Here is a 21,138-nt window from a genome sequence, read left to right as displayed (position 1 = left end):
TCGACCCGGTGCCCCACCCGGACGGCCTCGCGCCCGGGACGTGGGATCAGGGCACGAGGACCGCCGCGCCCCGGAGGGCGCCGGACCGGTGATCCGCCACGGCCTCGTTGGCGCGGGTCAGCGCGTAGGTGCGGGTGTGCGTGACGAGGCCGGCTTGCGGCACGACGGCGAAGAAGGTGCGGGCGTCCTCGCGCGTGAGGTTCGCCACCGAATGCACGGAGCGCTCGCCCCAGAGCCGGTCGTAGGGGAAGGCCGGGATGTCGCTCATGTGGATGCCGCCGCAGACCACGCGGCCCCCCTTGCGCAGGGCGCCGAGGGCCCGCGGGACGAGGTTCCCGTCCGGGGCGAAGATCAGGGCCGCGTCCATCGGCTCGGGCGGCGCCTCGTCCGACCCGCCGGCCCACGCGGCCCCCAGCGTGCGCGCGAAGTCCTGGGCGTCCCGGTCGCCCGGCCGGGTCAGCGCGAACACGCGCCGCCCCTGCCAGCGGCAGATCTGGGCGACGATGTGGGCGGCCGCCCCGAACCCGTAGAGACCGACCGTTCCGGCATCGCCGGCCATCCGCAGCGTGCGCCAGCCGATCAGCCCGGCGCACAGAAGGGGCGCCGTCGCGACCGGGTCCAGGCGCGCGTCGAGCGGGATGGTGAAGGCGGCCTCGGCCAGGAGATGGCTCGCGAAGCCGCCGTCGCGGGTGCAGCCGGTGAAGCCGGGGGCGTCGCAGAGGTTCTCGCGCCCCGTCTCGCAGTAGGCGCAGTGCCCGCAGGCATGCCCGAGCCAAGGTACGCCGACCCGCATGCCCGGTCGCGGCGCCGTCACGCCCGCGCCGACCGCCTCGACGCGCCCGACGACCTCGTGTCCCGGCACGATGGGGTAGACGGCCTGGGGCAGGTCGCCGTCGATGACGTGGATGTCGGTTCGGCAGACCGCGCAGGCCTCGACCCGGATGCGCACCTCGCCCGGCCCGGGGTCCGGGTCCGGACGCTCCTCCGGTACGAGGGCCGCGCCGATCTCCCGCAGGACCATGGCCAGCATCGGACCGGCCTCACGCGAGGGTCAGGCGATCCTCGACGGCGCGGACGCCGGGCGCCGACCACGCGGCCCGCTCGGCGATCTCGCGCTCGCTCCAGACATCGACGCACCCGTCGAGGGTGACCTTGTCGCCGTCCACGTGCACGCGGATCGTATCCGGATCCCGCGCGCTCCGTCTCAGGGCCGCGAGGATGCGGGACTTCACCTCGGTGGCCTGCGCCAGCGGCTTCACCGCGATGAGATTGACGATGTCGGTGACGCCGGCCAGGCGCCGCAGCGCCTGATCGACGGCTGCCTTCTGGTGATAGAACGGGACACAGCCGTCGAGCGTGACGCAGCCCTTCTCGACCTTGAGCGTGACCGCGTTCTCGGGGATCTGCACGTCCCATGCGAGCACCCGGGCGCAGCGCTCGGCCAGGGCCTCGTCGCCGACGATGGGGCAGTTCGGATAACGGACCTCGATCCGCTCCACCACGCCCCGCACGCCGCGGACCCGCAGCACGACGCGCTCGGCGATGCCCTTCTCGGCGTAGTTGCGGACATGCCCCGTCAGGGTCACGATGCCGTTCTCGACGGTGACGCCGATCTGCGCCGCGTCGATCATCGGAGCGTATTCCAGCTCGTCGAGCACATGCTGGTGCACGGTCTTGTCGTCCATCACCCGTCTCCCCGCGTCGCTCGGTTCAGAGGACCAGCCAGAGCAGCACAGTCGTCACCGCCGAGGCCGCGATGGCCAGGGCCAGGGCCTGCAGACTGCCGATGCGCCCGTAGTGGTAGCCATCCGTCACGACGCGCCGGCCCGCGTCGTTCCGCGGCTCGAGCCTGAGCGGCATCCATACGCGGCGCACCGTCCGGATGTGGGTGGATCGAAGCACCAGGGTCATCGTTCGCTCCCGTCTTGGCTGACGGGGCCATCTTGCCGTCCTGCCCGGGGAGGGCCTTGATCCACCTCAACGCCGCCGGGCCCGGCCCCCGGCAGGGTCCGCCCCGGGTTACGGATCCGCCGGGAGGCCGACATGGACGCGAGGCACGGCTCGAAGGAGCGCCGCGACGGCGAAGGCCGGGACGACGGACACGGCCTGGCCTTCGTGCCCGGGCCGCTCGGACCCGATGGCCTCGGGACGATCGACGCCTACTGGCGCGCCGCCAACTACCTGTCGGTCGGGCAGATCTACCTCATGGCCAACCCGCTCCTGCGCGAGCCGCTCAAGGCGGAGCACGTCAAGCCGCGGCTCCTCGGCCACTGGGGGACGACGCCCGGCCTCAACTTCATCTACGCGCATCTGAACCGGATCATCCGGCAGCGCGACCTCGACATGATCGCCGTTTGGGGACCGGGCCACGGTGCGCCGGGTCTCGTGGCCAACGCCTACCTGGAGGGCACCTACAGCGAAATCTACCCGGACGTGGCCCGGGACGCGGTCGGGATGGGCCGCCTGTTCCGGCAGTTCTCGTTCCCCGGCGGCATCCCGAGCCACGCCTCGCCCGAGCTGCCGGGCTCGATCCACGAGGGCGGCGAACTCGGCTACTCTCTGGCGCATGCGTTCGGGGCAGCCCTCGACAATCCGGGCCTGACCGTCGCCTGCATCGTCGGGGACGGCGAGGCCGAGACCGGGCCGCTCGCCGCCGCCTGGCACGCGAACAAGTTCCTCGACCCGCGCTCCGACGGCACGGTCCTGCCGATCCTGCACCTCAACGGCTACAAGATCGCCAGCCCGACGGTCCTCGCCCGCATGCCCGCGGACGAGCTGCGCAGCCTTCTCGTCGGCTACGGCTACGCGCCGGTCTTCGTCGAGGGCGACGACCCGGCCCCGATGCACCAGGCCATGGCCACGGCCCTCGATGCCGCCTTCGACACCATCGCGGAGATCCGGGCGCGCGCCGGACGCGGCGCCGTCGAGCGGCCCCGCTGGCCCATGATCGTGCTGCGCAGCCCCAAGGGCTGGACGGGGCCGCATTGCGTGGACGGCAAGCCCGTCGAGGGCACATGGCGCGCGCACCAGGTGCCGGTCGCCGCCGTCCGGGAGAACGCGGAGCACCGGGCGATCCTCGAAGCCTGGATGCGCTCCTATCGTCCGGAGGAGCTGTTCGCGGAGGACGGCGCCCTCGTCCCCGAACTCGCCGCGCTGCCGCCGAAGGGGGCGCGGCGCATCTCGGCCAATCCGCACGCCAACGCGCACAAGAGCGCGCCCCTGCGCCTACCCGACCTGAGCGTGGCGGCCGTCGCGGTGCCGGAGCCCGGCCGCACCAGGGCCGAGGCCACCCGCGCGCTCGGGACCTACCTTCGGGAGGTGCTGACCCTGAACGCGCCGACGCGCAACTTCCGCATCATGGGGCCGGACGAGACCGCCTCGAACCGCCTCGACGCGGTCTTCGCGGTGACGAGCCGCGCCTGGCAGGAGGCGATCCTGCCGGGCGACGAGAACCTCGCCCGCGACGGCCGCGTCATGGAGGTGCTGAGCGAGCACCTCTGCGAGGGCTGGCTGGAGGGCTACGTGCTGACCGGGCGGCACGGCCTGTTCGCGACTTACGAGGCCTTCGCGCACGTGGTCGATTCGATGGTGAACCAGCACGCCAAGTGGCTGAAATCCGCGCGCGACCTGCCCTGGCGCCGGCCGGTGCCGTCCCTTAACATCCTTCTCTCGTCCCATGTCTGGCGGCAGGACCACAACGGCTTCAGCCACCAGGACCCCGGCTTCATCGACTTCGTGGCCAACAAGCGGGGCGACACGGCCCGCATCTACCTGCCGCCGGACGCGAACACCCTGCTCTGCGTCATGGACCATTGCCTGCGCACCTACGACCGCATCAACGTCGTCGTGGCCGGCAAGCAGCCGGCCCTGCAGTGGTTGAGTCTGGACGAGGCCGTCCGCCATTGCGCGGCCGGCGTCGACATCTGGGACTGGGCCTCCAACGAGGGTGCGGGGGAGCCGGATGTGGTGATGGCCTGCGCGGGCGACGTGCCGACCCAGGAGACGCTCGCCGCGGTGGATTGGCTGCGCCGACATGTCCCCGCGCTCAAGGTCCGGGTGGTGAACGTCGTCGACCTGATGACGCTGCCTGCGCCCGAGACGCACCCCCACGGGCTCGACGACGCAACCTTCGACAGCCTGTTCACCTCCGATCGGCCCGTGGTGTTCGCCTATCACGGCTATCCGTGGCTCATCCATCGGCTGACCTACAAGCGGACGAACCATGGCAACTTCCACGTCCACGGCTTCATCGAGGAGGGCACGACCACGACGCCCTTCGACATGTGCGTGCTGAACCGCCTCGACCGCTTCCACCTCGCGCTCGCCGCGCTGCAGACGGTCCCCCATCTCGGGGCATGCGCCGAGCATGCCGAGCAGGCGCTGCGGGATGCCTTGGCGGCCCATCACGCGTATGTCCGTCGCACCGGCGACGACCTGCCGGAGGTGCGGGATTGGGTCTGGCCGGACCGGCATGCGCATCCGCATCCGGACCGTCGGCGGATCGACGGCGACATCATGCAGTGCGGTCCGACCACGGGGGAAGAGCCTCGCCCGGGCGAAACCCTGGACGACTGGACGGTCGTCACCTGAGGCCGGGCGATGATCCGCGTCCTCGACGCCGGCGCCTCCAGCCTGCGCCGCGCCCTGTCCCGGCCGGGTGCCGACGACCCGGCGTGGCGCGCCCGCGGTCGCCGACACCGGTCATGAGCCGGCGCTCCCGATCGGAGGCCTCGACGCGCCGGTGCTGGGCGCGCTGGACGAACCCCTACCCCTGGCGTCCCATCCTGCCCGCGATCGAGGCGCGCGCGATCGCGGTATCGGTGCCCGACCTTCGGGGGCGCGCGACGGCCCGAAGCGCGCAGGCCGCAGAGGGCATCCCGATGCACGCGTGCCGCGCGAGGCGTCTTCGGGCCGTCTTCGGGGCCGTGCCATCCCCCGGGCTGGACGCAATCGCGGATGAGTCCTTCCGCGAGGACCGCTCCAAACCCGGATCCGGGGGGAGCCGAACCCGGGCCGTGTCCACCCCGGGTCAGGGGGGCGGGAAATCCAGGTTCAGGTAGGCAGGGTCGAATTCGGCGACCTTCCGGAGACCGTCCCAGTCCTCGATGGTCATCCATCGGCATCGCTTGGACACGAGCCCGGCCTGCTGGAGCCTCTTCATGGTTCGGTTCGCGTGGACCGATGTGAGGCCCAGGGCGCTGCCGAGTTCCGTCTGCGTCAGGGGCATCGGAAATCGGAAGGCCTCGGTCATGCCGGCCACCGCGGCCCGGGTGAAGAGTTCGCAGATCAGGTGCGCCATCCCCGCATAGGCTTGACGGTGCCCCGCATTCAGGAGCCAGCGGCGGGTTATGGCCGCCTCGGTGGCGGTTTCGACCTGAATCAGACGGCCGATGCCGGGATGCCGCTCGACGAGCCCGTGCAGGACGCCGTGCGGAATGATGCCGATGCGGCATGGGGTGAGCGTGGCGATGACATGATCCATCTCGCCCCGCAGAAGGCCCTGCAGGTCCAGGGCGTCGCCGGCGAGTTGCAGGCCGAGAATCTGCGGCCTGCCGTCCTTCAAGGGGACGTACCGGCACGTCCAACCCTCCAGCAGAAGGCGGCATTCGGTCGGCGTGTCGCCCTCGCGCACGATGTCCGTGTCCGCCTCGACGTTCACGACCCGGGATACGGATGCGGCGAGGGCATCGATCTCCGCGGCCCAGACGCCGCCGGACCGATCCAGCCTGCGCCGGATGGTCAAGGTCCAATCCACGCCCGACGGGCGCGTGGGGTCGCGGGCGAACTTCCGCCGGCCCGTCTGCGCGTCCCGGGCGCGTGCCAGGGGGAGTGTCGGGGGGAGTGTCGGGCCAGGGGGGGATTGCGCCGCCTCGCGTCCCTGGGCGGTGATCGCTTCGTGGCTCAGCTTTGAGCGCGTCTTCCCTTCGGCTATCGACATCATGCGCCCCCAGTCTCACTGGATGGAAACAGGTCGGCGCCGCGCCGCGGTCGTGCCTTGCGGTGGATCAAAGGCGCCCGGTTCGAAGCCTCCACGCCATCCGGCATCGCGGCACGATGCACCGCCTGCCGCCCGGCGGCCCCCGGAGATCATCGCCGCACCCTGAGGGACGGCGGGGGGCTGTACGCTCCATCGCGCTCACGCGCGCACACCCCCCATCCCGACCCCGCCATCGCGGCCGTCGCGCCCCTCCGTCGAACCGACGGAACGGGCTGCGATGTCGGCCGGCCGCACCCATCGGTACAGGAGACGGTCGACCGCGCCGACCCGGGCGAGAGACAGATCGCGCCAGAAGGTGCGCCCCAGCGTCAGAAGGGTGCTCTCGGCGGGCCCGAACTCCGACGGAGGCGGGCACGGAGGCGGGCACAGGGGCAAGACGGGACAGTCCGCGCCCCCGCCCGTCATGATCCGTCCCCGCCGTCCGGATGGGTGAGGCGGGCGACCTTGAACGTGCGGTAGACCGCGCCGCCGGCATCCCGGATCGAGACGTACTCGCCTTCGACGAAGACGTGGGTACCCAGATGGTAGCCGGCCTCGTCATCCTCGTTCGTCCAGTCCTCGTAGTCGATCAGCCAAGTCGCGCCGCCCTCGCCACCGGCCCGGTGCACCAGGCGGCCGTGCCGGTCCGGCTCGCCGATCCAGAAGCGGCGGACGCGGCACCGGTCGCGGGTCTCGCGCCAGAGCGCCGGGTCGAGGTGCCCGTCTGGCGTGAGGGGCGCCACGATCTCGTAGCCCCGTCCGGTGCTGCCGTCCGGATGCTCCGGGCAGCGCGCCAGCGTCAGCGTCACGCGAGACAGTCCGGGCCGGGCATCGGGTTTCCCCGGAGGTCGTCCACCCTGGAGCGGGGCGGCGTCGAGCGCGTGCGATTCGCCGGACATGGCGGTCCTCCTCAGCTCAGGGCCACGATGCGGTCCTCGACGGCGCGCACGCCCGGCACCGACCACGCGGCGCGCTCGGCCGCATCGCGCTCGGCCCAGGCCGTCACCGCCCCTTCCAGGGTCACCTTGTCCCCCGTGACGGTGACCTTGATCCCCTCCGCCTCGAACAGGGCGCCCCGCCGGAACGCCTCCAGGATCTTGTCCTTGACCGCCGCCGGCGGCACCTGCCGCCGGATTTCGATGAGGTTGGTCACGCCGTGCACGCCGGTGAGCTTCCGGACGGCCGCCTCGGCGCCCGCCACTTGGTACTGCCAGTCCACCGTGCCGGTCAGCGTGACCCAGCCGCCGGCCACCTTCACCTGGATGGCGTCCTTCGGCAGATGCACCGACCAGTCGATGATCGCGAGCGCCCGGGCGGCGATCTGGTCGTCGGCCACCTTCTTCTCGTCGGCGTAGCGGACCGCGATCTCCTGCGCGATGGCGCGCACGCCCCGGACGCGGCGCACGGCGCGCTCCGCCTCCACCTTCTCGGCGTAGCTGCCGACATGGCCGGTGAGCGTCACCACCCCTTCGGAGACGGCGACGCCGATATCCCCGGCGTCCAGGCTCGGGTCGAAGTCGAGTTCGTCGAGCACCGCCCGGCGCAGGTCCTTATCGGTCATGGGGTCCTTCCTCATGGCGTGTCTCCCGATCGTTCTGGCTGGCGCGGGGGCTCCTCGGCGCTGCGGCGCGGCCTAGACGGAGGAGCCTCGATTCAGCGCGACGCCGACGCGCCGCTCGGCCTGGGCGAGCGCGGCGCACCGCTCCAGCTCCGTGCGCAGGCGGGGGATCGTCGCGTCGATGCCGGCCGCCCCGAGATCGGACCGAAGCCTGTCGATCAGCGCTTCGTCCTCGGTCACGACGGCGTACTCCGTGATTGCGGTGACGTAGTCTTCCGCCGCCTGGCCGGTCAGGTTCATCCGCTCGGAGGCCCAGGCGGCCAGGAGCCGGTTGCGCCGGTTGCGGGCGTGGAACCGCGCCTCTTCCTCCTGGACGAAGCGGCGTTCGGCGGCTCGCTCGCGCTCGTCGAACGTCGTGGTCATGGAAGCTTCCATCCCGTGAGCGGTGCCGGACCGCGCCGGCTGCGGTTCGGCCATCCTTCAACCGGCCGGCGCCGCCGGCCTTGAGGCAGATCAAGGTTCGGCGCGCCGATGGCGGGCGCGGTGCGGCGGGCGGGCGGCCCAGGGCTTCACGGTCTCGACCGCCGCGAGGTAGGCGAGGGTGATCAGCGCGATGCCGAGGAGCGTCTGGAGGGGCGGGGCCTGGAAGCCGAACCAAGGCCCTGCCGGCGTGAAGGGAAGGGCCAGCGCGGCCGCCAGCGCGGCGAGTGAGGAGCACGCCAGCGCCGCGCTCGGACGATCCCGCCAGGGGCGCCCGCTCGTCCGGATGACGAAGATCACGAGGATCTGCGTCGCCATGGATTCGAGGAACCAGGCCGTCCGGAATTCCTCCGCCGAGGCACCGAAGAGGAAGAGCAGGGCGCCGAAGGTCAGGAGGTCGAACAGCGACGAGAGCGGGCCCATCACGCCCGCGAACCGGAGGATGGCCGCCATGTCCCAGACCTGTGGCCGGGCGGTCGCGGACGGCGCCACATGGTCGAAGGGGATGCCGACCTCCGAGAGGTCGTAGAGCAGGTTGTTGAGAAGGATCTGCGTCGGCAGCATCGGGAGGAACGGCAGCGTCACCGACGCGACCGCCATCGAGAGCATGTTGCCGAAGTTCGAGCTCGCGCCCATGCGGATGTACTTCAGGATGTTGGTGAAGGTCCGCCGCCCCTCCTCGACGCCGTCGGCGACGACCGCGAGGTCCGAGGCGAGCAGGATCATGTCGGCCGCGGCCTGCGCGACCCCGGTCGCGCCCTCGACGGAGAGGCCGATATCGGCCTGCGCGAGGCCCGGCGCGTCGTTGATACCGTCACCCAGGAAGCCCACGATCGCGCCCCTGGCCTGAAGCGCCCGCACGATGCGCGCCTTCTGGTCCGGGGTGAGCCGTCCGAAGGCGTCCACCTTGCGGGCCTGCACCGCGAGCGCCGCATCGCTCAGGGCCGCGACCTCGGAGCCGGACAGGACCGTGGTGGTGTGAAGCCCCACGAGGCTGGCAAGGCGGCGCACGACCACCGGGTCGTCGCCGGACAGGATCTTCAGGCGCACGCCGGCGCGCGCGAGCCGCGTGACGGCGGCGGCGGCCGTCGGTTTGGGCGGGTCGGCGAAGGCGCAGAAGCCCTCGAAGACGAGGTCGGCCTCATCCGCGGTTCCGGGCGGCCGCATGGGCCCCGACCAGGGCCGCGACGCGACCGCGATGGTGCGCAGCCCCTCCTCGGCCAGGCTCCGGACCTGCCCGAGGGCCGCGCCGCGTTCCTCCGGGCCCATCGGCTCCGTCCCCTCGCCGGCGCGGCGCGCGGTGCACAGCGCCAGGACCGCCTCCGGTGCGCCCTTCAGGATCAGCAGCGGCCCCTCCGGTCCCTGCGCGAGGACCGACCCGGTGCGGCGCCCGTAGTCGAAGGCCCGCTGGCCGGCCAGGACCCACGCCCGGCCCGCGTTCGGGTGATGGTCGACGAGGGCCGCGTCGAGCGAGCTGCGATCCCCGCCGAGATCGGCCGCGACCGCCGCGAGCCGCGACGGCCGCGCGTCCTCGCGGCCCGCCGGATCGAGGCTGCGGCCCAGGGCGATCTCGGCCGAGGTCAGCGTCCCGGTCTTGTCGGTGCACAGCACCGTCATCGCGCCGAGGTCGTGGATCGCGGCGAGCCGCTTCACGATGACCTTGCGGGCCGCCATGCGCAGAGCGCCCCGCGAGAGCGTCACCGTCGTGACCATCGGCAGCAGTTCCGGGGTGAGGCCGACGGCGAGCGCGACCGCGAACAGGAGGGAGTCGAGCACGGGGCGGCCGAGCACGACGCGGGCGGCCAGGACGCTGAGCACCAGGGCCAGGGTCAGCCGGGCGACCATGAGCCCGAAGGCGTGGAGGTCGCGCTGGAAGGGCGAGGATGCCCGCGCCTCGGCCAGAACCGAGGCCGCCGCGCCGAACATCGTGGCGGGGCCGGTCGCGACGACGAGGGCGGTTGCCTTGCCCGTCCGCACGACGGCGCCGCGGAACACGGCGTTCGAGGCCTCCGCCGGCTCTGGAGACGTCACCGGCCCGGCCCGCTTCTCCACCGGGTAGGGCTCGCCGGTCAGGGCGGCCTCGGCCACCGTGAAGGCGTCGCCGTCGATCACGAGGGCATCGGCCGGGACGATGTCGCCGGCCCGCATGCGCAGGATGTCGCCGGGAACCACCTGCTCCACCGGGACCGTGACGAAGCTGCCGTCCCGCCTGACCTCCGCCTTCAGCGCCACCGTGTGGCGCAGGGCCTCGGCGGCCCGTGTGGCGTGGCCCTCCTGCACCGTGTCGAGGCCGATGGATAGGCCGAGGATGGCGACGATGATGACGCCTCCCACCACGTCGCCGGTCACGACCGAGACGAGGCCGGCCGCGATCAGGATCAGGGCGAGCGGTTCGAGCAGGCGGCGGAGCACGGCCTGCAGGGCGCCGCCGGCCCGCGTCCCGGCATCGCTGTTCGGCCCGTAGCGTTCGAGCCGTCGCGTGGCGTCGACCGCGCCGAGCCCGTCGAGCCCGCATCGGAGCTCGGCGCAGAGCGTCTCGAGGCCGCGCACCCAGAACGCCCCGCTCGGCCCGGGCGACGACAGCTCCGTCGGAGTGGCGATGTCGCGCGCGCGCGCCGGAACCGCCGTCATCTCCATGGGTCGACCCGTCGCTCTCCCGCTCGCGGCGGCACGACATCACCGGTTGGGACTGGGGTCGTTGCGGTGGATCAAGCCGCCGCCGCTCTGGCTGACGGCCAGCAGATGCTGCACGGCCGCCGTCAGCGGCCGGTCCCGCGACGGATCGATGAGGCCGTCCGCGACGAAGCCGTCCTGCAGCGAGCCGCCGCCCGCACCGGGCTCCGGCGATAGGCGGCCCTGCGTCCCGGCCGCCATGCCGTCCGGGGTCACCACGCGGTCGGGTGCGATGCCGTTGCCGTCCACCCGGCGGCCCGCGGGCGTGACGAACCAGGCCGTGGTGAGGCGCAGCGCGCGCCCGTCGCGGTGGGCATAGGTGGTCTGGACCGCCCCCTTGCCGTAGGTGCGCGTCCCGATGAGAATCGCGCGCCGGTGATCCTGAAGGGCGCCGGCGACGATCTCGGCCGCGGACGCGGTCCCGCCGTCGACGAGCACGACCAGCGGAAGGCCGTCGATCACGTCGGCACCGGTCCTGTCCAGCGCGAACCGCTCGACGCTGCCGGGGTCCCGGCCGACCAGGCGCACGATTTCGCCCCGTCCGAGGAAGGCCCCGGCCACCGCGACGGCCTGCACGACGAGGCCCCCCGGATTGCCGCGCAGGTCCAGGATGAACCCCGTGAGCCTGTCACGGCCGATGCCGGCCTTCAGGTTCGCCACCGCCCTGAGCAGCCGGCCGGTCGTGAATTCGTCGAAGTGGTCGAGCCCGAGATAGGCGACGGTATCCAGGGCTTTCAGACGCACCGGATGCAGCGGCAGCCACTCCCGGATCAGGACCATCTCGGCCGGGGCAGGCTCGCCCGGCCGGACGACCCGCACGCGCACCGCCGAGTCCGGCTCTCCGCGCAGGCGGTCGGCGACCTGGTCGGGCGCGATGCGCCCGATGGCGACGCCGTCGATCTCCTGGATGATTGTCCCGGGCGTGAGGCCGGCGCGCGCGGCCGGGGCATCGGGAAGCGTGCGCCGCACCGTCCCGTCCGCGTCGACGACCACGCCGATGCCGGCATAGCTCCCCGTATCCTGCTCATCGAGCCGGCGGAACTCGGCCGCGGTGAGGTAGTGTGAATGCCGGTCCAGCGCGGCGAGCATCCCGACGATGGCCGCGTCGATCAACGGACCGTCGCCGCGCATGTCGGCCGCCCGTGACCGGATGGCGTGGAATGCGGCCCCGAAGAGCCGCAGGTCCCGATAGGGCGAGTCCTGGAACCCGTCCGGGCGTAGGCCGACGTCGGGTGCGGCGGGGCTCGTGAGCAGCGCGCCGGCAGCGCCGGCGAGCCAGGCCGCCCCGGCGAGGCAGCACGCGGCGCCGCGACCGGGGGCCGACCGGTCGCGTGCCGCCTTGCTTGCGATCGGTTTGAACGGCATCGCCCGGTTCGACGTCCACGCGCGCGGTGAGGATGGCTCTCCGCGCCCGGCCTCGCCTTGACGTGCGTCAACGTCACCGCGTGTGCGGAGGCGGGCCCTGCGCGATGGCGATCGTCGTCGGAATGCTCGCTGCCCGCTCCGGCCGATCCGGCGGGGTCGGGGTCGCCGGTGACCCGTCGGGTGGCCGGGCCGCCGGCCAGCCCGTCACGCCGGCGCTCCCCAGGAGCGACAGGACCGTCGCGCGCAACGCGTCCACGGGCTGATCGGCGCGGAGCTCGTGCCACGCGAGGGCGCCGCGACCCCGCGCGACCTGGGCCGCCAGGACCGTCGCGGTGGCATCCGAAGGGTCGCCGGCGCGGCTGTCGATGCGGCGCGCGAGCAATGGGGCCGGGGCCTCCAGCCAGACGCCGCAGAACCGGGCCCCCCGGTCTCGGGCGAGGGCCTCGATCTGCGCCCGCTCCGTCGGTCGGTCGAAGACCGCATCGGCGACGACGCAATGGCCCGCGGCCAGGACCCGCCCGGCGTCCCGCCGCAGGATCGCGTAGACGCGCCGCGACACGGTCTGGGCATAAGCCGCCGCCGGGAGCCGCGTCAGGGCGTCGACCCCGTGCAGGCGCTTGCGGATCCGATCGCTCGACAGGATCCGGGCGCCCGGGGCCGCGCCGATCCAGGGGGCCGCCGCCGCCGCGACGCTCGACTTGCCGGAACCGCTGAAGCCGCCGACCGCCAGGAGGCCCGCCGGCCTGTCGGTCAGCAGGTCTTCCCCGAGGGCGAGATACGCGCGCGCCTCGGCGGTCCTGGCGGCGGCGGCCGCGCCGGTTCCGTCCGCCGCTTGAGCCGCCGTGACGTGGGCGCGGATCACCGCGCGCAGCGCCATCAGGACCGGCAGCAATCCGAGACCGTCGGTCTCGTCCGCCCCATCGAGGTAGCGATTGAGCAGGAGGTTGGCGAGGTCGAAGCGCGACCGGTGCCAGAGGTCCATGAGGACGAAGGCGAGGTCGTACAGGATGTCGGTCGTCGCGATGGTCTCGCTGAACTCGATGCAGTCGAACGGCGTCGGCTTGCCCTCGAACAGGCAGATGTTACGCAAGGTGAGGTCGCCGTGGCAGCGGCGGACCTTGCCGGCGGCGCGGCGGGCGTCGAGCAGGGGGGCATGCCGCGCCAGAACCGCCCGGAACCGCGCCGTCAGCGTCGCCACCGCGCCGGTCGAGGCGAGCCCCGTCGCCCGGAGCGCCGCCGCGTTCAAGTCGACGAGCGCCGTCAGGGCGGCGGCCCCGCCCTTGTCGCGGTGAATCTCCGCGCCGGCATGGAAGGCGGCGATGACCTGGGCAAGGTCCGCGATATGGTCCGGTCCGAGGCGACCCTCGCACGCCAGGGTGTCGAACAGGTCCGCCTCCGGGAACCGCCGCATCTCGACCACGGCGTCGACGAGGCTCCCGGTCCCGTCGAAGGCCAGGCCCCCGTCCGGTCCGCGCGTGATCCGCCGGGCGCCGAGGTAGAGCGCGGGTGCCGTGCGGCGGTTGAGCACGACCTCGGCCTCGCAGGCGGCGAGGCGCCGCTCGGGGGTCGAGAAGTCGAGATAGGGGAAGCGGACGGCGCGCTTGAGCTTGAACACGCGGCTGCCGGCCAGGAAGAGCCGGGAGATGTGGGTGGTTACGGTCTCCACCTGTCCCATGCCCGACAGGGCCTGCGTCAGGAACGCGGCGACGGCGTCCTGGTCCCCGGTCGACATGCGGATCGATCCTCGCTGACCCTGGGCGTCGCGCGGGCCGCGGGCGGCGCGGTTTGCCAAGCAGATTTCTGGGCCGATTTCTGGGAGGCGGCAGGTCTCGCAGCCGCCACAGCCAGGAGCCGGCCGAGACGAGGAGGGCGACGCCGAAGCCCACGTGAGCCCAGGCCGCGGCGTCCTGGAAGCCCAGCGCCCAGGGGGCCGCGCAGGACCAGAGACCGGCCGCCCCGATGGCGTACACTTCTCCCTCACGGGTGCGCATCAGCGTCAGGGCCGCCAAGGCCAGGATCGTCGCCCCGGTGATCCAGGCGTTCCAGGCCGCGATGTCCTCGGATCGGAAGCCGAAGTACCAGGGCGCCAGGATCAGGCCCGCCCCCAGCATGAGGTTCCAGCCCCCCAGGAAGACGTCTTCCGGCTGGTTGTCGATGGTGCGCATCGCCCCTCGTCCCCGGGGTGTGGCGGGCCCTGGGCCGCCGCCGACCGAGATGTGCGCCGATGTCGCCGGATCGGCCTTGAGATGGATCAAGGGCGCCGCCGCCGCGGTGGGGCACGCAGGGACTTTCAGGAGTCTGTGATGGCCGCACCAGCCGACAAGACCGACCCCTTCGATCCATTCGGCGTCGCCGCCGCGATGACCGGATGGTGCTGCCTCCTGAAGGCGGCGCAGGAAATCCGGGACATCGACCAGGAGATGATGGAGACGATGATGGAGGCCGACGCCGCGGCGCCCGCGGGCCTGTCGCCGGAAGCCGGCGCGAAACTCCAGGGCGTCGTCAGCCTGATGCGACGCCTGCAGCTCGACCCCGAAGCCGTTCGGCGGAGCGAGCCCGAGACCATGCGGGCGCTCGAGGCCGCTTGCCGGGCCTGCGGCGCGCGGAGCCGCTGCGAACGCGAGCTCCGGGCCGGAACGGCGGCCCGCACCTACCCGGACTTCTGCCCGAACGCCGCGCGCCTCGACCGGCTGCGCCATGCTTGAGCGGGATCCGGCCGAGGATCCCGAATGGCCCAGCCCGCCGGCCGCGACCGGGTGCCCGGCGGCGGGGACGAAACCCGTCCATGCCCTGCCGGTCGCGGAGGTTCCAGGGCGTTTCGAGACCGCCCTGCCCGCGGGCCTGACCGATGCGGAGGCCCGGCGACGGCGCGCGCGGTTCGGCGCGAACGTGATCGCCACGACCGAGAGGGCCGGCAGGCTGTCCCTGCTCCTGCACCAGCTCGCGAGCCCCGTCGTCTACCTGCTCGCCGCGGCCGGCGGGCTCTCGCTCTACTTCGGGGATTGGCAGGAGGCGGCCGCCGTCATCGCGGTGCTGGCCATCAATACCGGCCTCGGCTTCTTCACCGAGCTGCGGGCGGTCCGATCCGTCGAGGGCTTGCGGTCGCTCGGGACGCGCTCGGCCCGCGTCCGCCGCGACGGGCACATCCGGGTCCTGCCCGCCGAGGATCTCGTCCCGGGCGACATCGTGCTGATCGAGGGCGGCGATGCGGTCCCGGCCGACATCCGGCTGGTCGAGGCGTCGAACCTGGGCGCCGACGAGTCGACCCTCACGGGGGAATCCGTGCCGGTGGACAAGTCGGCACAGCCGGTCGCCGCGGAGGCACGCCTCGCGGAGCGCGCGTCGATGCTGTTCCGGGGCACGCTGGTCACCCGCGGGAGCGGTGCGGGTGTCGTGGTCGCGACCGGCGCGGCGACCGAACTCGGGGCGGTGTCGCGCCTCGTCGCGCAGGCCGACCCGGAGGGGTCGCCCCTGGAACGGCGCCTGGGCCGCCTGTCCGGCCAGATGGTCTGGGCGGTCCTGGGGGTGGCCGTTCTCCTGGCCGGCCTCGGCATCGCAACCGGCAAGGATCTCCGCCTCATGACCGAGGCCAGCATCGCGCTGTCGGTCGCGGCCATTCCGGAAGGCCTGCCCATCGTCGCGACCCTGGTGCTCGCGCGCGGCATGTGGCGGATGGCCCGCAGGAACGCGCTGATCGAGCGCCTGTCGGCCGTCGAGACGCTCGGCGCCACGACGGTCATCCTGACCGACAAGACGGGGACGCTCACCGAGAACCGGATGACGGTGCGGCAATTGTCGCTGCCCTCCGGGCAGGGGGACCTGGCCGAGGGAGGGCCCTCGATCGAAGCCGGACGCCTGCTCCGCGTTGCGGTGCTCTGCAACGACGCCGCGCTCGGATCGGGCGCCGGAGACGGCAGCGGCGACCCGATGGAACAGGCGCTCCTGCGGGCGGGGCGGTCCGCCGGCTTCGACCGCGCGGCCCTCGGGCGCGACCGGCCTCTCGTGGGAAAGCACGCCTTCGAGGCGGCCGTCCGCATGATGGCCACCGTCCATGCTGCGGGGCCGGGCTTCTGGGTAGCGGTCAAGGGCGCCCCGGAGGCCGTGCTCGCCGCCTCGCGGCGCACCGGTGACGGCGCGCATGATCGTCCCCTCGACGCGGGCGACCGCACCCTGTGGCGACGCCGCGTCGAGGATCTGGGGGCACGGGGCCTGCGGGTCATCGCCTGCGCCGAGAGGACGGTCGCGGACCCGGGAAGCCCGCCCTTCGAGGATCTCACGTTCCTCGGGCTGGTCGGGTTGGAGGACCCGGCCCGGGAGGACGTGCCGGCGGCGATGGCGGCCTGCCGCGCCGCGGGCATCCGCGCGGTGATGGTCACCGGCGATCACGCCGTAACCGCCCGGAGCATCGCCCTCGCGGTCGGTCTCGCCGGTCCGGGGGACCGCATCGCGGAGGGCGTCCCCGATGCCGGCCTGCCGGACGGGCTGGAGGATGTCGCGGTCTTCGCCCGCGTGAGCCCGGCCGAGAAGCTGGCGCTGGTCCGCGCCTACCAGGCGAAGGGCGAGGTCGTCGCCATGACCGGCGACGGCGTCAACGACGCCCCGGCGCTGAGGCAGGCGGATATCGGCGTCGCGATGGGCCGGCGGGGGACGGACGTGGCGCGCGAGGCCGCCGCCATGATCCTCCTCGACGATGCCTTCCCGACCATCGTCGGCGCGATCCGCGAGGGGCGGATCATCTTCGACAACATCCGCCGGTTCGTCACCTATCTGCTGGCCTGCAACCTGAGCGAGGTGATGGTCGTCGGGCTCGCGGTCGTGTCGACGCTGCCGCTACCGATCCTGCCGATGCAGATCCTCTACCTGAACGTCGTGACCGACGTGTTCCCGGCCTTCGCCCTGGCCCTCGGCGAAGGCCGGGACGACATCCTCCGGCGACCGCCGCGGGATCCGAAGGAGCCCATTCTGGGGCGGGCGCAATGGACACGGATCGGCCTGCACGCCGCCGCGATGACGGCGGCGACCTTCGCGGCCGGCGCCGCCGCCACGTTCTGGCTCGCCTTCGATCCGGCCTCGGTCGTGACCGTCACGTTCCTCACACTCGCCTTCGCGCAGCTCTGGCAGGTGTTCAACATGCGCGCCTCCAGCGCGCCGCTCCTCCGCAACGAGGTCACCCGGAATCCCTGGGTCTGGGCCGCCCTGCTCCTGTGCACGGCGCTGCTCGTCGGCCCGGCCTATCTCCCGCCGGTCGGCCGCCTGCTGGGCCTCGTCCCGCTCGATCGGAACGGCTGGATGCTCGTCCTCTCGGTGAGCCTCGCACCGCTCCTGGTCGTCCAACTCGCCACCCTGGCGGCAGGAGCCCGCCGGCCGTCCGGGCGCGACGGCCGTCCGACATGAGGTCCGGTGCACCTCCGCGCCCACGGCCCGCGCGCCTTCGTGTAAGCTGTCGTCCATGAGCAGGATCACGACGGACCCGACCGCAGCGGATTGGGATGCACGGGTGGAGCGGCTGACCGGCCGCCTTCCCGGGCGCCTGCGCGATGCGGTCACGTGGCTGAGAAAGCCCTCGCGGCGGCCGGCGCGGTTGGCGGCGGCGCTCGCCCTGATCGGCGGCGGCTTGCTGTCGTTCCTGCCGATCCTCGGCCTCTGGATGCTGCCCCTCGGCTTCGCCCTCCTGAGCGAGGACATCCCGGCGCTGAAGCCGCGGCTCGAAGCGATGGCGCGGGCGGTGGAGCGGTTCGTGTCCCGCTTCCGCAAGAAGCCCTGACCGGATCGGGTGATCCGGCGCGGTCGCCGACGGTCCGGCGTTGAGCTGGATCAAGGTCGAGCGGCCGCACCCGTCGAGACTCGGGCGATCGGCAGCCCGGAGCTCTCATGTCCCTCCCGTACTCATCGCCCCTCGCCGCCTTGCGCGACATCCTGGTCGCCGTCACCGAGGAGGGCCGCGGCGACGAGCCCGGAACGGCGCTTGGCTATGGCCTCACGCTCGCCGCCGCGGCGGGCGCCCACCTCACCGTGCAGTCCGCGGCCCGCCGTCTCACCATGGTGGGCGGGGCGGGATTGGGGTTCGTCGACGGCCTCGTCGCGGACGAGAACCGGCGCCTGCGCGTCCTTGCCCAGGCCGTCGCCGAACGCGCCGCCGGGGATGCCACCCGTGCGGGGGTGACCTGTACGACCGAGGCGCCCGCGCTGGCCTACCCGGATCTGATCGCCCGGCTCACCGCCCGCGCGCGCCTGGCCGACCTGACCATCCTGGACGCGGAGGCGCGGGAGGTCGATCTCGACCGCGACCTGATCGACGGACTCCTGTTCGGCAGCGGTCGCCCGCTCATCGTGGTGCCTGCGGGCTGCTCGGCCTGGCCTGCCGGTCGGATCGTCGTCGCCTGGGACGGCAGCGCCCAGGCCGCGCGGGCGGCGAACGATGCCCTGCCGTTCCTGCGCGCCGCCGAGGCGGTCGAGATCGTGTCCGTCGTCGGCGAGAAGGACCTGTCGGCCGCGGTCGCCGGCGCCGAGTTCGCACCGCACCTCGCGCGCCACGGCGTGACCGTGTCGGTGAACGTCCTGCCGGTCGTCGACGACGTCGCGGAGACGCTCAGGACCCAGGCGGGCCTGTTCCGCGCCGACATGCTGGTGATGGGCGCCTACCGGCACGCCCGCCTGAAGGAATGGTTCTTCGGCGGCGTGACCCAGTCGCTCCTGGCCCGCAGCCCCCTTCCGCTGTTCCTCGCCCATTGACGGCGCGGCAGCACGATCCGTCGCGACCCGCCGGGGCGGCGTCGCGCTCAGTCCTCGATCATGCGGTGGAGCCGGGCCCGTCTCAGGCTGACCTGGCGGCCGCCGACGCGTTGCAGGGCCCCGTCCTCCTCCAGCTGCGAAAGGGTGCGCGACACGGTCTCGATGGTCAGCCCGAGAAAATCGGCGATGTCGCGCCGGGTCATCGGAAGGGCGAAGGTCCCGGTGCCGCCCAGGCGTGCGTCCACGTCGATGAGGAAGCTTGCCACGCGCTCCGCCGCCGAGCGGCGCCCGAGCAGCAGCATGTGATCCTGGGCGTGCCTCAGATCGTTCGTGGCCATGTCCCAGAGCTGGCAGGCGAACTCGGCCCGGTCGGTCGCGGCGCGCTCGACCTGCCGCCGTTTGAAGATCAGCACCTTGGTGTCGGTGAGCGCCTCGGCGCTGTGGCGGTGGATCTTGCCCTGCTCGAACCCGAACAGGTCGCCGGGCAGGCGGAAGCCGGTGATCTGACGACGGCCGTCGCTCAGCACCTTGTGCGTGCGCACCGCGCCGCTGACGACCTTGTAGACGAACTCGGCCTCCTCGCCCTCGCCGTAGACTTCCTCCTCGCGGGCGTAGGAGAACGGCGTCCCGATCACCTCGGGGCAGCCCGCGAACAGGGCGCTCGCGTCCAGGCTCGGGAAGGGCGCCGAATGGCCTGCCGGGATCTGCGTGGACGTCCGTGCGGTGTAGTCGGTGCTCATCGCTTCGCTCCTCACCTCGTCGTGGGAGCGAGATTGGCCGTCCTCGGGGAGCGATGAAATTCCGGTTCGTGTCTTAAGCGAACTTGCTTACGGACAATTACGTAGTGCCGCGCGTCGGGCTCAGAGGCCCGCGGTCGTCGCGAATGCCCAGGCGGGAACCGGGTCGGGGAGCCCGGGCAGGCCGGAGCGCCCCGCGAGGAGGGCGCCCACCAGGGTGGCGAGCCCGTATGCCAGCACGCCCAGAACCAGCGTGAGGACGTCGGCATGACGGCGCAGGGCGTGGATGCCCGCGCAGCCGACCGTGAAGGACGCGGCGGCCGCGAGCGCGACGGGGTCGAGGGGCATGGCAGCCTCCTGGAAACGATGCCGTGAGGGAGGCGGCCGCGCGCGGCGCAGGGCTGCCGCGGCCGTTCCGGCGCCCGGCCCGCCTCAGACCGAGCGCGCCTGGGGCGACACGTAGAGCCGCCGGAGTTCGAACGCGGCCAGGGCGGCCACCGCGAGCCCGACCCCGACATGCACCCCCATGGCGCCCCTGGTCTCCGCGAAGCCCAGTGCCCACGGCGCCATGGCCGCCCATAGGCCGAGGGCGAGGTTGAGGTACTCTTCCCAATCGTAGGTCCGGCCGAGTGCCAGCAACGCGACGACGGTGATGGCGCCGCCGCTGAGAAAGGCGTTGCGTGCGGCGGCGGAATCGTAGCTCAACTCCAGATACCAGGGTGCGAGGACGAGCGTGATCCCGAGGAGGATGTTGAGCGCGTTCGGGATCATGTCCTCGGTTCGGTTCTCGATGGTTCTCATCGGCTTCCCCCTGACGAAGGGGCCCCGGCGGCCGGACCGAGCGGGCGTCCGGAGCGCGAGCGGCAGACGGCCTGCCGCCTTCCCGATTTTCAGGGTCTCCGTATTGGTGCGGCGATACATTGATCCAGCTCAAGATCTTTGTGTAGGTTTCGCCACAATGTTCATGAATAAGCTTGGCAAATCGTCGGGCCGTGGAGACAAGGGCGACGTGGTCCGGTCCTTTTGCTTGGCCGTACGCTGTGACGGAGCGTTCAGAGCCCTTCGGATCGTCCGCCGCCGCATGCGGACGCCACGCTCGCCTCGGCCAGAGTGGCTCGGCCTCGGGCACGCCGGCGCGCGCCGGTTTGCCGGTCTGGTTTCCGCCGGGTGTGGTCAGGCCGGCTGGTGGAGGGGCGCGGGGCGTGGCGCTGGGGCGGCGTCTCGGGCGGTGTCTCGGGCGACGTCCGGGGCGAGGAGTCCGAGGAGCGCGTCGAAGGCGAGGGGCTTGTCGACCAGCGGGATCCCGGCGGCGCGGGCCCGGGCGCGGATGGCGGGGTCGGGGTGTCCGGTGATCAGGACCACGGGCACGCGGGCATCGAGGTCGTGGAGCCTGGCGCAGACTTCCAGGCCGTCGAGCCCCGGCAGGACGTGGTCGAGGAGGACGAAGGCCGGGCTCGGCCCCGGGAAGGCGGCCAGCAGTTCCGGTCCGTCCGCGAAGGTCTCGACCCGGAGGCCCTCGCTTTCCAGGAGGAAGCGGGTGGAGTGGAGGACGGCCGCGTCGTCGTCCACCACGTAGATGAGGTCGGTCAGGGCAGGCATGAGGTGTATCGGCGGCT

Annotated in this window: 19 protein-coding genes and 1 pseudogene; 5 read left to right on the top strand and 15 right to left on the bottom strand. The window is 72.7% G+C overall.

Annotated features, from left to right (window positions below; translation table 11 throughout):
- Positions 1–46 precede the first annotated feature (46 nt).
- The 3 genes from BM396_RS29250 to BM396_RS29240 are packed head-to-tail and all read right to left on the bottom strand — an operon-like array spanning position 47 to position 1,911.
- Positions 47–1,030 (bottom strand): zinc-dependent alcohol dehydrogenase family protein, encoded by a 984-nt coding sequence (locus tag BM396_RS29250; RefSeq protein WP_043387193.1) that lies wholly within the window; start codon positions 1,028–1,030, stop codon positions 47–49.
- A 10-nt stretch (positions 1,031–1,040) separates the two neighbouring features.
- Complete coding sequence (locus BM396_RS29245) at positions 1,041–1,685, bottom strand: BON domain-containing protein (protein WP_043352669.1); 645 nt, start codon at positions 1,683–1,685, stop codon at positions 1,041–1,043.
- 25 nt (positions 1,686–1,710) lie between these two features.
- Entirely contained in the window at positions 1,711–1,911 is a 201-nt protein-coding gene (locus BM396_RS29240) for a hypothetical protein (protein WP_043387194.1), read from the bottom strand.
- 132 nt (positions 1,912–2,043) lie between these two features.
- Between BM396_RS29240 and BM396_RS29235 the strand changes: the two genes are divergently transcribed.
- Positions 2,044–4,590, top strand: a complete 2,547-nt coding sequence (locus BM396_RS29235) for a phosphoketolase family protein (protein ID WP_043387196.1) — start codon at positions 2,044–2,046, stop codon at positions 4,588–4,590.
- Positions 4,591–5,029: 439 nt separating this feature from the next.
- On the opposite strand, the gene BM396_RS29230 is transcribed toward BM396_RS29235, so the two are convergent.
- From BM396_RS29230 to BM396_RS33750, 8 genes and pseudogenes are all read right to left on the bottom strand, one after another.
- A complete protein-coding gene (locus BM396_RS29230) occupies positions 5,030–5,743 on the bottom strand; it encodes a Crp/Fnr family transcriptional regulator (protein WP_158713301.1) in 714 nt (237 codons plus the stop codon).
- Between the two features lie 656 nt (positions 5,744–6,399).
- On the bottom strand, positions 6,400–6,876 hold the full coding sequence (locus tag BM396_RS29220) for a hypothetical protein (RefSeq protein WP_081948758.1): 477 nt from the start codon (positions 6,874–6,876) through the stop codon (positions 6,400–6,402).
- A gap of 11 nt (positions 6,877–6,887) precedes the next feature.
- Positions 6,888–7,538 carry a BON domain-containing protein gene (locus BM396_RS29215; protein ID WP_043352676.1) on the bottom strand — a complete coding sequence of 217 codons (651 nt, stop codon included), beginning with the start codon at positions 7,536–7,538 and terminating at the stop codon, positions 6,888–6,890.
- Between the two features lie 72 nt (positions 7,539–7,610).
- The gene (locus BM396_RS29210) at positions 7,611–7,958 is read right to left on the bottom strand and encodes a DUF1476 domain-containing protein (RefSeq protein WP_043387202.1); all 348 of its coding nucleotides are present in this window, start codon (positions 7,956–7,958) and stop codon (positions 7,611–7,613) included.
- Between the two features lie 90 nt (positions 7,959–8,048).
- Positions 8,049–10,652, bottom strand: a complete 2,604-nt coding sequence (gene mgtA, locus BM396_RS29205) for a magnesium-translocating P-type ATPase (RefSeq protein WP_043387204.1) — start codon at positions 10,650–10,652, stop codon at positions 8,049–8,051.
- Positions 10,653–10,691: 39 nt separating this feature from the next.
- Positions 10,692–12,053, bottom strand: a complete 1,362-nt coding sequence (locus BM396_RS29200) for a S41 family peptidase (RefSeq protein ID WP_043387207.1) — start codon at positions 12,051–12,053, stop codon at positions 10,692–10,694.
- 73 nt (positions 12,054–12,126) lie between these two features.
- On the bottom strand, positions 12,127–13,785 hold the full coding sequence (locus BM396_RS29195) for a bifunctional aminoglycoside phosphotransferase/ATP-binding protein (protein WP_081948759.1): 1,659 nt from the start codon (positions 13,783–13,785) through the stop codon (positions 12,127–12,129).
- A 265-nt stretch (positions 13,786–14,050) separates the two neighbouring features.
- Positions 14,051–14,164, bottom strand: a pseudogene (locus tag BM396_RS33750) (SPW repeat protein); the annotation flags it as partial.
- Positions 14,165–14,356: 192 nt separating this feature from the next.
- Between BM396_RS33750 and BM396_RS29185 the strand changes: the two are divergent.
- The 4 genes from BM396_RS29185 (at position 14,357) to BM396_RS29170 (ending at position 18,785) form a co-directional block, all read left to right on the top strand.
- Entirely contained in the window at positions 14,357–14,758 is a 402-nt protein-coding gene (locus tag BM396_RS29185; RefSeq protein WP_043387209.1) for a DUF6455 family protein, read from the top strand.
- A complete protein-coding gene (locus tag BM396_RS29180) occupies positions 14,751–17,447 on the top strand; it encodes a cation-translocating P-type ATPase (RefSeq protein ID WP_043387210.1) in 2,697 nt (898 codons plus the stop codon). The genes BM396_RS29185 and BM396_RS29180 overlap by 8 nt, the downstream gene beginning before the upstream one ends.
- A gap of 55 nt (positions 17,448–17,502) precedes the next feature.
- Complete coding sequence (locus BM396_RS29175; RefSeq protein ID WP_043387212.1) at positions 17,503–17,817, top strand: hypothetical protein; 315 nt, start codon at positions 17,503–17,505, stop codon at positions 17,815–17,817.
- A gap of 107 nt (positions 17,818–17,924) precedes the next feature.
- Complete coding sequence (locus BM396_RS29170) at positions 17,925–18,785, top strand: universal stress protein (RefSeq protein ID WP_043387214.1); 861 nt, start codon at positions 17,925–17,927, stop codon at positions 18,783–18,785.
- A 47-nt stretch (positions 18,786–18,832) separates the two neighbouring features.
- Here the strand turns inward: BM396_RS29170 and BM396_RS29165 are convergent, their stop codons facing one another.
- The 4 genes from BM396_RS29165 to BM396_RS29150 form a co-directional block, all read right to left on the bottom strand.
- On the bottom strand, positions 18,833–19,525 hold the full coding sequence (locus BM396_RS29165; protein WP_043354333.1) for a helix-turn-helix domain-containing protein: 693 nt from the start codon (positions 19,523–19,525) through the stop codon (positions 18,833–18,835).
- Positions 19,526–19,645: 120 nt separating this feature from the next.
- A complete protein-coding gene (locus tag BM396_RS29160; protein WP_043354335.1) occupies positions 19,646–19,870 on the bottom strand; it encodes a hypothetical protein in 225 nt (74 codons plus the stop codon).
- A gap of 84 nt (positions 19,871–19,954) precedes the next feature.
- On the bottom strand, positions 19,955–20,323 hold the full coding sequence (locus BM396_RS29155) for an SPW repeat protein (RefSeq protein WP_043387222.1): 369 nt from the start codon (positions 20,321–20,323) through the stop codon (positions 19,955–19,957).
- A 372-nt stretch (positions 20,324–20,695) separates the two neighbouring features.
- Complete coding sequence (locus tag BM396_RS29150; RefSeq protein WP_091995257.1) at positions 20,696–21,121, bottom strand: response regulator transcription factor; 426 nt, start codon at positions 21,119–21,121, stop codon at positions 20,696–20,698.
- Positions 21,122–21,138 lie beyond the last annotated feature (17 nt).

This window comes from Methylobacterium sp. UNCCL125 (assembly GCF_900116795.1).
Classification (GTDB): domain Bacteria; phylum Pseudomonadota; class Alphaproteobacteria; order Rhizobiales; family Beijerinckiaceae; genus Methylobacterium; species Methylobacterium fujisawaense.
This window is presented reverse-complemented; position numbering and strand designations above follow the sequence as displayed.